Below are 12,958 nucleotides of genomic sequence, written 5' to 3'. Positions count from 1 at the left end.
CACCCGGCAACCCGTTGCGAATCGGCGGTCACTCGTGGCTGACTGGGCCGGTGACGACCAACAGCAGCATCGCGAGCATCGGCGGACCCCACCAGCACGTCGGCGCAGTCGAACTCGACGCGTTCGTCAAGGAGCACCTGGCGGACGTCGACGTCGACGGCAAGGACGTCGTCCTCGTCGTCCCCGACGGCACCCGGTCGTGCCCGCTGCCCCTGCTGGTCGGCACCCTGCACCGCCACCTGCACGAACGCGTCGCGTCGTTGACCGCCGTCATCGCGCTGGGCACCCACTCCTACATGGAGCCCGACGAGATCGACCGGCTCTTCGGCGTCCGCGGGACGCACGCCGACGGCAGCGCCCGGCCGGCCACCCTCGAGGAGGCCTACCCCGGCCTGCGGGTCGTCAACCACGAGTGGGCCGACCCCGAGATGCTCGTGCGCGTCGGGCACATCGGCGGCGAGCGCATCGCCGAGTTGTCCGAGGGGAGGCTCGCGGTCGGCGCCGACATCCTCATCAACCGGTACGTCGTGGAGTCCGACGTGGCGATCGTCGTCGGACCGGTCTTCCCGCACGAGGTCGTGGGCATCTCGGGAGGCAACAAGTACTTCATCCCCGGCGTCGCCTCGGCCGAGTTCATCGACATGACGCACTGGGTCGGCGCGCTCATCACGAGCAGCGAGATCATCGGGACGACCGGCATCACCCCCGTGCGCGCCATGATCGACGAGGGCGCCCGCCTCATCCCCACCCTGCGTCTGGCGCTGTGCTGCGTCGTCGAATCCGGCACGGGCGAGCTCGAGGCGGCGGCGTTCGGCACCCCCGAGGAGGCCTGGGCCGCCACCGCCGCGGTCGCCGCCGAGACCCACGTGACGTACGTCGAGGAGCCGTTCCGCACCGTCGTGGCCGTCATGCCCGAGCGGTACGAGGACATCTGGACCGCGGCCAAGGGCTTCTACAAGACCGAGCCGGCCGTGGCCGACGGCGGCGAGGTCATCATCTACGCCCCGCACATCACCGAGGTCAGCGAGACCCACCCCGAGATCTACGACATCGGCTACCACTGCCGCGACTACTTCGTGCAGCAGTGGGAGACGTTCGAACACATCCACTGGGGAGTCCTCGCCCACTCGACGCACATGCGGGGCCGCGGCACGTACGACCCCGACACCGGCGAGGAGAGCCTGCGGATCGGCGTGACCCTCGCGACGCAGATCCCCGAAGAGGTGTGCCGCCGGATCAACGTCGGCTACCTCGACCCGGCGAGCATCGACCTCGCGGCGCTGGAGGCCGATCCGCAGGTCACCGTCGTCCACAACGCCGGCGAGATCCTCTTCCGCGTGCGCGACCGATCCACCAGGTAGTCGGGCGCGGACGGGTGCGTCAGCGTCGCGAGCGACCACCACGAGGTCCGGTGGACTCACGCACCACCAGCTCGACGGGCAGGACGGTGGGCCGGCGGCGGGCGGTCGCGTTGCCCGAGGCGAGCGCGAGCACGTAGCGGACGGCGGTCTCACCGAGGGTGGCCAGCGGCGCTGCGACCGTGGTCAGCGCCGGGGAGATGAGGTCGGCGGCGAAGATGTTGTCGAATCCGACCACGCTCACCCGCCCCGGCACCAGATCCCCAGCTCGCGCAGCCCCGCGATCAGTCCCATGGCGATGAGGTCGTTGTAGGCGATGACCGCCCCGTCACCCCGCTCGGCCACGAGACGCGCCGCGCGCCGCCCTCCGCCGACGGTCGGCTCGAACGGACCCACCCGATGCTCGTGCAAGGCGAGTTCGGAGGCCGCCTCCCGCAGCGCGCGCCACCGGCTGCCGTCGGCCCAGGACGCCCTCGGGGCCGGCGACGTAGGTGATGTGGCGATGGCCGAGCTCGGCGAGGTGCTCGACGGCGCGCCGCACTCCACGCCCGGTGTCGGGGACGACGCTCGGCAGCCCGGACACGACCCGGTTGAGCACGACGACCGGCACCACCTTGGCCAGGGAGCGCAGATCGGTGTCGGACAGGCGCGAGCTGGCGACGACGAGGCCGTCGACCAGCGGCACGGCCCGCTGGATGATGCGGCGTTCGGCCTCGTCGTGCTCGGCGGCGTCGGTGAGCAGTACGACGTACCCCGCCTCGGCGGCGGCGCGCTCGGCGCCGCGGATGATCGGCGAGAAGAACGGATTGGTGACGTCGGTGACAGCGAGCGCGAGGGCGTCGGTGCGGACCGCCGCGCCGAGGGTCGTGTGCCGGACGGCCTCGCGGCGATACCCCAGGCTCTCGGCGACCTCGTGCACCCGCGCGGCCGTGGCCGAGGAGACCCTCCCGGGACGGGAGAACGCGCGTGACACGGTGGAAGGACTCACGCCCGCGGCCGCCGCGACGTCGTAGATGGTCGCGGCCCTGTCCTCGTCGACGGGCGGCATGCCTCGACCCTACTGGCGAGGCCGGCCTCCGACCGCTGCCGGTGCGACCGATCTGGAACATCTGTCACAGGACTCTTGACGGATGTTCGGTGGCCTCCTAGCGTCGACAGCGCGGATCGACCGTCCGCGCGAACATCGACCAGGAGGCCTTCGTGTCCGCCGCCAGCACGCCCCACATCCAGCCGAACGGTGCCCCGATCGCCGAGTCGATCCTGCTCCCGGGTGATCCTCTGCGCGCCAAGTTCATCGCTGACACCTACCTCGATGACGTCGTGTGCTTCAACGAGGTCAGGGGCATGCTGGGCTTCACCGGCACCTATCGCGGAGAGCAGGTCTCGGTGATGGGAACCGGCATGGGCGTGCCGTCGATCTCGATCTACTCCTATGAGCTCATCCACACGTTCGGGGTCAAGAACCTCGTGCGCGTCGGCTCGTGCGGCGCGATGCAGACGTCGGTCGATCTGTACGACGTGGTCATCGCGCAGGCCGCCTCGACCGATTCCAACTACCTCAGCCAGTTCGGGTGCCCCGGCACGTACGCCCCGATCGGGTCCTACCGGCTGCTGGAGCGGACCGTCGCCGCGGCGCGCGGGGCCGACCAGCGGTTCCACGTCGGCAACATCCTCTCCAGCGACATCTTCTACAACGCCGACGACACGGCCGTCGACCGGTGGGCGCGCATGGGCATCCTCGCGGTCGAGATGGAGTCCGCGGGCCTCTACGCCAACGCGGCCGCGGCGGGCGTCGACGCGCTGGGGATCTTCACGGTCAGCGACAACCTCATCGAGGGCACGCACACGACGCCCGAGGAACGGCAGACCGCCTTCACGGCCATGATGGAGATCGCCCTCACCGCGGTGACGAAGTGAGCACACCCACCCCCGCCGGCGGTGTCGAGGCCGGCCGCGGAGTCGACCCGAAGCGCGCCGTCCCCGTCATCCTCTTCCTGTTCGTCTTCTCCCTCATCATCGACAACGGCTTCAAGTTCGTCTCGAAGTCGATCGGCGACGACCTCGGCCTGTCGGCGTCGACGGTGAGCCTGCAGGCCACGCTCGCGGGCGTCATCATCGGCATCGGCGCGGTGGTGTACGCGACGCTGGCCGACACGTTCAGCATCCGCAAGCTGCTCATCGCCGCCGTGGCGATGATCTGTGTGGGATCGCTCGTCGGCTACGTCTTCCGCACCTCGTTCGAGGGCATCCTCGCCGGGCGCATCATCCAGACCTGCGGTTTGGCCGCGGCAGAGACGCTCTACGTCATCTACGTCACCAAGTACCTGCGGCGCGAGGACCAGAAGACCTACCTCGGCTTCAGCACCGCCGCGTTCCAGCTCTCCCTGCTCCTCGGCGCCGTGGCCAGCGGATTCATCGCCACCTACGTGCACTGGACGGTGTTCTTCCTCGTCCCGCTGCTCTGCGTGTTCGCCCTGCCGGGCGTGCTGCGCAAGGTGCCCCGCCACGAGGTCACCGCCGGGCATGTCGACGTGCTCGGCCTGTTCCTCATCGCGGTCTTCGCCACCTGCGTGATGCTCTTCCTGCAGAACTTCGTCTGGTGGTGGCTGCTGCCGGTGACGGCGGCGATGGTGGTCTTCGTGCTGCACATCCGGTACGGCAGGCGCGCGATCGTCGACCGGTCGTTCTTCGCCGAGCCCCGCTACCCGAGCATGCTCGCCGTCGTGTTCGTGCTGTACTCCGCGCAACTGGCGTACATGTTCATGTTCCCCTTCCTCATGGCCGACCTGTACGGCCTCGACGCCGGCGCCGCGTCGCTGCTGCTCGCCCCGGGCTATCTGTGCGCCGTGCTCGTCGGCATCCTGTCGGGCCGGATCGCGCGCTACCTCGACTCCAAGCGAGCGATCACCCTGGCGATCTGCATGATGATCCTCGCCCTGGCCGGCCCGGCCGTGTTGGTGGAGGCCGGCACGTGGGTGTTCGTCGTGTCGGTCACGCTGTTCGCCTCGGGCTTCGCCCTGATCTACGCGCCGCTGGTCTCGACGGCGATCCGCGACATCGCGCCGGAGAAGTCGGGTGTGGCTATCGGTTTCTACAACCTGACGATCAACATCGCCATCCCGCTCGGCATCGCCTACGTGGCCATGCTGATCGACCTCTCCCCGCGGTTCCTGTCCTGGTTGTCCCTGGCCGCGACCGAGCAAGGCGAGCAGTACGCGAACGTGCTGTGGATCATCGCCGTCATCACGACGCTGGGCCTGGTCGTATACCGCGTCTCGATCGCGGCCCTGGAGAGGCAGGACGCGCGCCTCGGCCGCACCGACGACCCTGCCGAGGTCACCCAGCGCCCGTCGAACACGTCCGTCTCCGACCACACGCGTCGCTGAGCGCCGGTCGCTGAGCGAGCGCATCGACGCCTCACCAGCCCACCTCCATCGGAGGGTGGTGCCCGGGACCGGAGTGGCGTCCGGTTTCGGGCGCCACCCTCCGGCTGCGGGTGAAGCTGCTGTGACACTGGGGCCCATGGATCGGATGCAACGCACGCCCCTGCCCTCGCCGCTGGAGGCACGCGAAGAGCACGTGGCCTCGATGCTCGGCGGCGTGCGGCGGCTGGGCGTGGCCTTCTCCGGCGGTGTGGACTCCTCGGTGCTGCTGGCCGTGGCCGTGCGGGCACTCGGGCCGGAGAACGTCGTGGCGATCCTCGGCGTCTCCCCCAGCCTCGCCGCCGACGAGCGGACCGCCGCGCACGGGGTCGCCGACTTCATCGGCTGCCCGGTCGTCGAGGTCCGCACGCACGAGGGCGATAACCCCGCCTACGTCGCCAACGGCCCGGATCGGTGCTTCCACTGCAAGGACGAGCTCTTCACCCGCATCGACGACGAGCTCGTGGCCGACCAGCGGCTGGACGCGGTGGCCTACGGCGAGAACGCCGACGACGCCCGCCGCCCCGACCGCCCGGGATCGCGCGCGGCGACCGAGCACCGCGTCCTGCGCCCCCTGGCCGAGGCCGGGTTGACCAAGGCCGACGTGCGTGAGCTGGCCCGGGCTCTGCGACTGCCGTGCGCCGACAAGCCCGCCGCCCCGTGCCTCGCCTCGCGCATCCCGCACCACGAGCCGGTCACCCCGACCAGACTCGCGCAGGTCGAGACGGCCGAGCGCGTGCTGCGCGAGTGCGGCTTCACCGACGGGCGGGTGCGCCACCACGGCGACGTGGCGCGCGTCGAGTTGCGCACCGAGGACCTGCCCAGCGCCGTCACCCCCGAGGTGTCGCAGCGGTTGACCGCGGGCATCCGGGCCGCCGGATTCCGTTTCGTGGCCCTCGATCTGGACGGCATCCAGTCCGGCGCGTTCACGTTGCCGCTCATCGAGGTCACCCGTGGGTGAGGAGTCCGAGTTCGATCTCGACACCGAACGATTCGCGCGCCGCGGCTACCCCGAGGCGGTGTTCTGCGAGGGAAAGACGGCGGAGCAGGTGCGCGCCATCGCGGCCCGGTTGCGCCAGGAGCCGGGTGTGGCCCTCTTCACCCGCGCGAACCCCGATCACGCCGCCGCCGTGCGCGCCGAAGTTCCCGAGGCCCACTACGACGAGCTCGCCGGCCTCCTGGCGTGGCCGCCCACGCCGCCGCCACCGACGGGTGGGCTGGTCGTCGTAGCTTGTGCCGGTACATCCGATCTGCCGGTGGCCCGTGAGGCGTGGTCGACCGTGCGCTACCTCGGACGCCCCGCCGAGCTGATCGCCGATATCGGCGTGGCGGGACTTCACCGGATCCTCGGACGGCTCGACCTGCTGCGCTCCGCCCGCGCGATCGTCGTCGTGGCCGGGATGGACGGCGCCCTGCCCGGCGTCGTCGCCGGTCTCGTGTCGGCGCCGGTCGTGGCGGTGCCGACCTCGGTGGGCTACGGCGCCGCCTTCGACGGACTCGCTCCCCTGCTGACCATGCTCAACGCCTGTGCCCCCGGTGTCGGCGTGGTCAACATCGACAACGGGTACGGCGGCGGGCACCTCGCGGCGCAGATCGCCGCACCGACCCCGGACTGAACCGGCTCACCCGGGCAGGGCGCCCCCGGGTTTCAGCCCCGCGTCGTGCGCTGCGGTCGCTGCCGCGGACAGAGCGTGGCGCACGGGGACCCCGGCCGTCGCCGCGAGCGACGCGACGTCCTCGAACTCCGGCGTCGCCGTGACGATCTCGCCTCCCGTATGACCGATCTTGACGGCCACCTCCCCGGTGGTCTCACCGAGCGTCACCGTCACGGCCCGCCAGGTGCGGGCGATCGCCGTCCGCTGCACCGGGTACTCCCGCACCCCGAGGGTGGTGGTCGAGCGGAAGAGCGTGTCGCGGACGGCGTCCAGCGCCGCCGGACCCACCAGTGCGGAGACGACGTGGGCCGGCCTCCCCTTCTTCATGACGACGGGTGTGAGCCACGCATCCAGGGCACCGGCGCCGAGCAGGGACTCGAGAACCGACGGCCAGACGCGCGGGTCGAGGTCGTCGACGTTGCTGTCGAGCACCGTGAGCACGTCGGACCGCTCGTCGGAGGCACCGGCCGAGACCGGTTGCCGGGAGGGCGAATCAGGGCGTGCCCCGACCTGCGCCTCGGCGTCGAGCAGCACGATCCGCACGACGTTGGCCCAGGGCAGGCCGTCCTTGGTCCCGGCACCGATGCCGACCTTCTCGACCCGTCCGCGCGGCATGACCGGGGCCGGCGTCGCGAGCGCGACCAGGAGCGCCGCACCCGTGGGGGTCGCGAGTTCTCCGACCGCGCCTCGCGCCTCCGGGGCGTTGCCCGACCCACCGGCATCGGGACCCTCGTGATCGTGAGGGGCATCCGGACTCCCCCACCCAGGCACCCGCGCGGGCACGCCGACGCCCTCGAGTCCACTGCCCTCCAGCAGGCGGAGCACGGCCGGGACCGGCACCGGCACCACCCCGTGGGCGCCGCGGACGAAGCCGTCGCCGAGCGCGATGGCGGTGGTCAGCACGGTGGAGACGTCGAGGTCGGCCAGCGCCGAGCACACGCCGACCACGTCGGCGATCGAGTCCCACGCGCCGACCTCGTGGAAGTGGACGTCCTCGGCATCGACACCGTGGACGTGCCCCTCCGCCCGGGCGAGAGCGGCGAACGTGGCGATCGCATCCGCCTGCACACGCTCGGGGAGGTCGGCCGCACGGATCATCGCGCGGATGTCGCGCCAGGACCGGTGGGGTTGGTCGGTGCGCACGGGGTCGATGTGGAGCTTGACCGCCCGCATCACCCCGCGGGTGACCGGCTCGGCGCGCAGCGTCACGGTCTGCGGAAGGACCGCCTCGACGTCACGGCGGACGACGTCGAGATCGGCGCCCGCGTCCACCAGGGCACCGAGGAGCATGTCACCGGCCACGCCGGCGCGAACGTCGATCCACGCGATCCGGCCGGCCATGGCGCCACCCTAGAAGGGGAGCGCCGACACCCAGCAGTCAGGTCGTCCACGGGTCTCGGGCGGCGCACGCGGGCGCCCGACACGTCATGTCGCACCGGTCTGCCGCAGGGAAGAACAACACCGACGACATCGATGACACCTCCTGCCGGTCAGCACCCTCGTGACCTGGGATGTCGTCACCGGTGCCGCGCTCGATGTTGTCGGTGTTGTTCTTCGACCGGGGCGCCGTCGCGTCGAGGGGTTCGTCACCGGCCTCCCCAGCCTGCCCCGGCACGCGACACGGCCCGCCCCGAGAACCCCGAGGGTTTCGCGGAGCGGGCCGATAGGTGCGCAGCCTCGACGGCGTCGGTCGGCGATCGACACCCGGGCGGGTGCCGGCGGTGTGGCGACCGGTCAGGCCACGCGGGCGTCGGGGGCGATGAGACGCGGCAGTTCGGCCTCGAACAGCTCGAAGAACTGGCGGGTCGTGAGGATCTTGCCCTTGGGGCGGGCCTGCTCCTGCACCTGGTAGGCCCAGTTCGCGGCGCGCTCACGCTGCAGCGGGGTGCCGTGGTGGCCCGTGCTGGCGAAGCTGCAGTCACCGATCGTGTAGAAGACCGTGAGGAACTGCGTCACGCGCTTCTGCTGCATGCTCAGCCCGCGCGGGTGGGACAGGAAGTACGCGGCGGAGGCGTCCGCGTGCAGCTCGGTGCGGCGGGTGCCCTCGGGGGTGCTGATCCGGTTCGGCGGGATCATGCCGATCTCGAACTGCACGTGATGGGCGTACTCGTGGGCGAGGATCGCCTCGGGCGCCACGTCGCCGTAACCGAGTTCGCGGTAGGCCTGCAGGATGCCGTCGCCCATGACGATGCGGTCGCCGATCCGCCCGAGACCCGGCAGCTCCTGGCCGTGCGTCGTGAACGCGAAGGCGTTGAGCGTGAAGATCGGGTGGTTGCCGCCCTCGAACTTGGGGTCGGAGCGGATGAACTCCGCGAGCAGCCGGGCGAGCTCCTGGGCCTGGGCGCGCGGCACCTCGTACACCACCTCGTACACGCGGGCGGTGCGCGCCGGGTCGGCGAGCATCTCGCCGTGCATGGCCATGAGCTGGATGTCGTCGTGCTTGATGTCCCAGAACGAGCGCAGCTTGCGCATGGTCTTCTCGAGGTCCTTCGCGTCGGCGCGGAGCGCGAAGTCCGGGTGTCCCTGCGCGCCGAAGACCAGGGCCTCGTAGGTGGGCAGGTCGTAGGCGGCGAGGCTGTCGAGGATCTGCCGGTCCTGTGCGGTGAAGTCGGCGGTGGCCTGCGCGGCCCAGCGGTTGAACTGCGTCGGGCCGCACTGGTACTGCGAGCCGTCGATGTGTTGCGGGTGATCCATGAGCCGGTCGAGCGCCGCCTTGCGGGGGCTCTCCGTCGTCGGCATGAGCTCGGCGATGCGGGCGCGCAGAGCCTCGGGGTCGATCGGGGCGGTGGCGACCTGGGCCGACGCCTGTTGCCAGGCGGTGGCGGCGTATCCGGCCGGCGCGAGGGCGGGGGCGACGGAGATCGAGGCACTCAGGGCGAGTGCGGCGGCGATACGAAGGGGGCGCATCGAGGATCCTCTCGGTGTTCAGGGATCGGCGAACGCGTGTCCGCCGAATGGCGGTCATCCTCCGACATCGACGCCACCGCTCCCGGCTTCGCCACCGACGTCCGACGGGCGGGGTTTTCAACACCCGCGCACGGGAGTGAGTGATGGATCATGCACGCAGGGCCCGCACCGGGGCCACCCCCGAGAAACACGGGCCCGCAACGCATCCCGCGCCCCCTCGACGACCCCTCGTGCGGGTTCGCGGGACGGGTCGTAGCGTGGTCGGCAGCAGATCAGCCGACGTCGAGGAGACGTGATGACGCCCGAGCACGAGACCCCCGCGACCCCCACGACGGTGACGAGGAACTCACCACCCAGGAATCCCGTGCCGGGCGTCAGCGCGCCGCCGCCGCCGAGACCGACACCAAGGTCGGGAGTGCACGCGAGAGCGTCGACATCCCCTCGCCGGAGACGGCGTCCGCGGAGATCGCGGTGGTCGGCATGGCCGTCATGGGCAGCAACCTCGCCCGCAACCTCGGACGCCACGGCTACCGCGTCGCGGTGTACGACCACTGGGCCGACCGCACGGTCGCGATGATGGAGAAGAACGGCGACGAGGGCACGTTCGTCCCCTCGGGCACCGTCGAGGATCTGGCCCGCAGCCTCGAGCGTCCGCGGCGGATCATCCTGCTGGTCAAGGCCGGTGAGGTCACCGACCAGGTGATCGACACCCTCCTGCCGCACCTGGAGGAGGGAGACATCGTCGTCGACGGCGGCAACTCCTTCTTCGAGGACACCCGCCGCCGCGAGGCCAAGCTGCGCGAGCTCGGGTTCCACTTCGTCGGCGCCGGGGTGTCCGGCGGTGAGGTCGGTGCGCTCGAGGGGCCCTCGATCATGCCGGGCGGCTCGACCGAGAGCTACGAGGCTCTCGGGCCGATGCTGGAGGACATCTCCGCCCACGTCGACGGCGAGCCGTGCTGCACGCACATCGGCCCCGACGGCTCGGGGCACTTCGTCAAGATGGTGCACAACGGCATCGAGTATGCCGACATCCAGTTCATCGGCGAGGCCTATGAACTGCTCTCCGCCGCCGGGTTCTCCCACGAGGAGGCGGCCGGTGTCTTCGAGGAGTGGAACACCGGCGACCTCGACTCCTATCTCATCGAGATCACGGCCGACGTCCTGCGACAGATCGATGCGAAGACGGGCGAGCCGTTGCTCGACGTCATCGTCGACGCGGCGGGCATGAAGGGCACCGGCACCTGGACCGTGCAGACCGCCCTCGACCTCGCGACCCCGGTCAACACGATCGCCGAGTCGGTGTTCGCCCGGGCCGTCTCCTCGCACACGACCCTGCGTCGGAGCGCGCAGCGGGTGCTGACCGGCCCCGGCGGCACCCTGGAGGTGGAGGACCGGGCCGCGTTCGTCGCCGACCTGCGCGACAGCCTCTGGGCCTCCAAGGTCATCGCCTACGCCCAGGGACTCGACCAGATCCGCATGGCCGGTGAGGAGTACGGCTGGGACGTCGACATGGCCGAGGTGGCCAAGATCTGGCGGGCCGGCTGCATCATCCGCGCGGAGTTGCTCAACCGGATCCGCGACGAGTACGCCGGAGGCGACCTCGAGACCCTGCTGGAGGCGCCGAGCGTCAGCGACGGGCTCGCCCGCTGCCAGGACGGGTGGCGCCGGACCATCGGGCGGGCGGTCCAGGCCGGTGTGCCGGTGCCGGGCTTCTCCGCCGCGGTCGCCTACTACGACATGGTGCGCGCGCCGCGGGTCAACGCCGCGATGACCCAGGGCCTGCGCGACTACTTCGGCGCCCACACCTACCGCCGCACCGACGCCGAGGGCAGCTTCCACACCCTGTGGTCCGGTGACCGCAGCGAGATCACCGTCGACTGACCACCCATGCCCCCGCCGGTGTCGATGTGGTGTCATCGGGGGCATGGGGAGGGTGACGTGGATCGTGAGCGCCGTGCTCTACCTGGGCGTCATCGTCTGGGGCTGGCTGGTGCTCCCCGCCGACGGGGTGGCGGCGCACATGTCGCTCTCCGGTGAGGTGACCCGGTACGGCAGCCGCGCGGAGTTCGTCGGGACGAACCTCGGCCTGGCGCTGCTCATGCTGGGCATCACCCCCGCGCTGAGCTCCGCGGCCACGCGCGGCGACGCGTCGATGCTCAACATGCCGAACAAGGACTACTGGCTGCAGCCCGAACGGCGAGAGGCGACGCTGAGCCTCGTGCGCACCCAGCTCTGGTACTTCCTCGCCGCCACCAACCTGCTCATCGCCGTGATGATGGCCGACATCGTCGCCATCTCGATGCTGGGTCGTGACGTCGTCGGCCCGTGGATGTTGGCGCTGTACCTCGTCGGCACGATCATCTGGACCGTGTGGTTCACCCGCCGCTTCCGTCGCCCGGAGGATGCATGACGTTCGAGGGATACGAGCCGGGCAGCCGTGGCTACCGGCGCATCACGATCTCGCTGTTCCTGGCGGGTGTGGCCACGTTCGCACTGCTGTACAGCACGCAACCCTGCTGCCGCTGCTGGCGGAGGAGTTCGGGTTGACCCCGGGGCAGAGCGCGCTGTCGGTCTCGTTCGCGACGGCCGGCCTGGGCGCCGCGCTGCTGGTGGCGGGGCCGGTCTCGGAGGTGCTCGGACGGACCCCGCTGATGCACGCCTCGCTGTTCGCCGCCGCCCTCGTCGCGATCGCCGGTGGCCTGTCACCGGGCTGGAACGCCCTGCTGGGTCTGCGTCTGGTCGAGGGGATCGTGCTCGCCGGCCTGCCCGCCGTGGCCATGGCCTACCTCGCCGAGGAGGTGCATCCGCGCGCGACGGCCCGGGTGGCCGGGTTGTACATCGGCGGGACCGCGATCGGTGGCATGTCCGGTCGTCTCGTCACCGGCGCGCTGGCGGAGTTCGGCGGCTGGCGCGCGGCGCTGGTCGGCATCGGGGCGTTGTGCCTGGTGTGCGCGGTCGCCGTGTGGTTCCTCCTCCCCCGCAGCCGACGCTTCACCCCCGCCCCGGCGAGTGCCGCGCACCTGCTCGACGCGGCCAGGACGATCCTGCGCGACCCCGCCTACCTGTGCCTGTTCGGCGTGGCCGGCACGTCGATGGGCGCGTTCGTCGGGGTCTTCAACGCGATGGGTTTCCGGCTCATGGCGCCGCCGTACGGGCTGGGTGTCGGTGCCGTCGGGCTCGTGTTCCTCACGTACGCACTGGGATCGGTGAGCTCGGCCTACGCCGGCCGCGCCGCCTCACGGTGGGGTCAGCGTGCGGTGATGCCGGTGTGCGTCCTCGTCATGGCCGCCGGACTGCTGGTGACCCTGGCCGGGCCCGTGCTCGTCGTCGTCCTCGGACTCGCGGTGATGACGGCCGGGTTCTTCGCGGTCCACGGCGTGGCGAGCGGGTGGGTCGCCGCGCGTGCGGCCAAGGGCGGCGCCGCCAAGGGGCAGGCGTCCTCGGGCTACCTGTTCGCCTACTACGCCGGGTCCTCGGTGTTCGGTGCCGTCGCCGGCATCGCGTGGGCCCAGGGAGCCTGGAGCGTCGTCGTCGCACTGTGCGCGGCCCTGGTGGCGGTCACGTTGGTGCTCTCCCTCGTGCTCCGACGCATCCCCAAGCTGGCCTGACCCCGCCC

General features: G+C 71.2%; 13 protein-coding genes. 9 read left to right on the top strand and 4 right to left on the bottom strand.

Annotated elements, in window-relative coordinates:
• The first annotated feature begins 50 nt into the window (after nucleotides 1-50).
• On the top strand, nucleotides 51-1,361 hold the full coding sequence (locus QQK49_RS01005; protein ID WP_284302262.1) for a lactate racemase domain-containing protein: 1,311 nt from the start codon (nucleotides 51-53) through the stop codon (nucleotides 1,359-1,361).
• Nucleotides 1,362-1,380: 19 nt separating this feature from the next.
• Here QQK49_RS01005 and QQK49_RS01000 read toward each other — a convergent pair whose 3' ends face one another.
• Together QQK49_RS01000 and QQK49_RS00995 are read right to left on the bottom strand one after the other, a co-directional pair.
• A complete protein-coding gene (locus QQK49_RS01000; protein ID WP_284302260.1) occupies nucleotides 1,381-1,602 on the bottom strand; it encodes a substrate-binding domain-containing protein in 222 nt (73 codons plus the stop codon).
• Nucleotides 1,603-1,686: 84 nt separating this feature from the next.
• A complete protein-coding gene (locus QQK49_RS00995) occupies nucleotides 1,687-2,406 on the bottom strand; it encodes a LacI family DNA-binding transcriptional regulator (RefSeq protein ID WP_284302259.1) in 720 nt (239 codons plus the stop codon).
• Nucleotides 2,407-2,558: 152 nt separating this feature from the next.
• On the opposite strand from QQK49_RS00995, the gene deoD reads away from it, so the two are divergent.
• The 4 genes from deoD to larB all read left to right on the top strand — a co-directional run bounded on the left by deoD (nucleotide 2,559) and on the right by larB (nucleotide 6,396).
• Nucleotides 2,559-3,275 (top strand): purine-nucleoside phosphorylase, encoded by a 717-nt coding sequence (gene deoD, locus QQK49_RS00990; protein ID WP_284302258.1) that lies wholly within the window; start codon nucleotides 2,559-2,561, stop codon nucleotides 3,273-3,275.
• Nucleotides 3,272-4,744 carry an MFS transporter gene (locus QQK49_RS00985; protein WP_284302257.1) on the top strand — a complete coding sequence of 491 codons (1,473 nt, stop codon included), beginning with the start codon at nucleotides 3,272-3,274 and terminating at the stop codon, nucleotides 4,742-4,744. The genes deoD and QQK49_RS00985 overlap by 4 nt, the downstream gene beginning before the upstream one ends.
• A 136-nt stretch (nucleotides 4,745-4,880) precedes the next feature.
• Nucleotides 4,881-5,741, top strand: coding sequence for an ATP-dependent sacrificial sulfur transferase LarE (larE, locus tag QQK49_RS00980; protein ID WP_348536035.1), 861 nt, complete (start codon nucleotides 4,881-4,883; stop codon nucleotides 5,739-5,741).
• On the top strand, nucleotides 5,734-6,396 hold the full coding sequence (gene larB, locus QQK49_RS00975; RefSeq protein ID WP_284302256.1) for a nickel pincer cofactor biosynthesis protein LarB: 663 nt from the start codon (nucleotides 5,734-5,736) through the stop codon (nucleotides 6,394-6,396). Before larE ends, larB begins: the two co-directional genes overlap by 8 nt.
• A 6-nt stretch (nucleotides 6,397-6,402) precedes the next feature.
• On the opposite strand, the gene larC is transcribed toward larB, so the two are convergent.
• On the bottom strand, nucleotides 6,403-7,776 hold the full coding sequence (gene larC / locus QQK49_RS00970) for a nickel pincer cofactor biosynthesis protein LarC (RefSeq protein WP_284302255.1): 1,374 nt from the start codon (nucleotides 7,774-7,776) through the stop codon (nucleotides 6,403-6,405).
• A gap of 393 nt (nucleotides 7,777-8,169) precedes the next feature.
• Nucleotides 8,170-9,342, bottom strand: coding sequence for a hypothetical protein (locus tag QQK49_RS00965; RefSeq protein ID WP_284302254.1), 1,173 nt, complete (start codon nucleotides 9,340-9,342; stop codon nucleotides 8,170-8,172).
• A 150-nt stretch (nucleotides 9,343-9,492) separates the two neighbouring features.
• On the opposite strand from QQK49_RS00965, the gene gndA reads away from it, so the two are divergent.
• The 4 genes from gndA to QQK49_RS00945 are packed head-to-tail and all read left to right on the top strand — an operon-like array spanning nucleotide 9,493 to nucleotide 12,950.
• Nucleotides 9,493-11,223 carry an NADP-dependent phosphogluconate dehydrogenase gene (gndA, locus tag QQK49_RS00960; protein WP_284302253.1) on the top strand — a complete coding sequence of 577 codons (1,731 nt, stop codon included), beginning with the start codon at nucleotides 9,493-9,495 and terminating at the stop codon, nucleotides 11,221-11,223.
• 43 nt (nucleotides 11,224-11,266) lie between these two features.
• Entirely contained in the window at nucleotides 11,267-11,752 is a 486-nt protein-coding gene (locus QQK49_RS00955) for a hypothetical protein (protein ID WP_284302252.1), read from the top strand.
• A complete protein-coding gene (locus QQK49_RS00950; protein WP_284302250.1) occupies nucleotides 11,749-11,889 on the top strand; it encodes a hypothetical protein in 141 nt (46 codons plus the stop codon). The genes QQK49_RS00955 and QQK49_RS00950 overlap by 4 nt, the downstream gene beginning before the upstream one ends.
• Nucleotides 11,886-12,950, top strand: a complete 1,065-nt coding sequence (locus QQK49_RS00945) for an MFS transporter (protein ID WP_284302249.1) — start codon at nucleotides 11,886-11,888, stop codon at nucleotides 12,948-12,950. The genes QQK49_RS00950 and QQK49_RS00945 overlap by 4 nt, the downstream gene beginning before the upstream one ends.
• Nucleotides 12,951-12,958: the final 8 nt, after the last annotated feature.

This window comes from Mobilicoccus caccae (assembly GCF_030161635.1).
Lineage (GTDB): Bacteria > Actinomycetota > Actinomycetes > Actinomycetales > Dermatophilaceae > Mobilicoccus > Mobilicoccus caccae.
The sequence above is the reverse complement of the archived record's forward strand: the minus strand, read 5'-3'. Positions and strand labels throughout refer to the sequence as shown.

Coding starts and splice junctions, on each gene's coding strand:
- QQK49_RS00995 (WP_284302259.1), bottom strand. CDS start 2,406: ATGCCGCCCGTCGACGAGGACAGGGCCGCGACCATCTACGACGTCGCG.
- larE (WP_348536035.1), top strand. CDS start 4,881: ATGGATCGGATGCAACGCACGCCCCTGCCCTCGCCGCTGGAGGCACGC.
- larC (WP_284302255.1), bottom strand. CDS start 7,776: ATGGCCGGCCGGATCGCGTGGATCGACGTTCGCGCCGGCGTGGCCGGT.
- QQK49_RS00965 (WP_284302254.1), bottom strand. CDS start 9,342: ATGCGCCCCCTTCGTATCGCCGCCGCACTCGCCCTGAGTGCCTCGATC.
- gndA (WP_284302253.1), top strand. CDS start 9,493: ATGCACGCAGGGCCCGCACCGGGGCCACCCCCGAGAAACACGGGCCCG.
- QQK49_RS00955 (WP_284302252.1), top strand. CDS start 11,267: ATGGGGAGGGTGACGTGGATCGTGAGCGCCGTGCTCTACCTGGGCGTC.
- QQK49_RS00950 (WP_284302250.1), top strand. CDS start 11,749: ATGACGTTCGAGGGATACGAGCCGGGCAGCCGTGGCTACCGGCGCATC.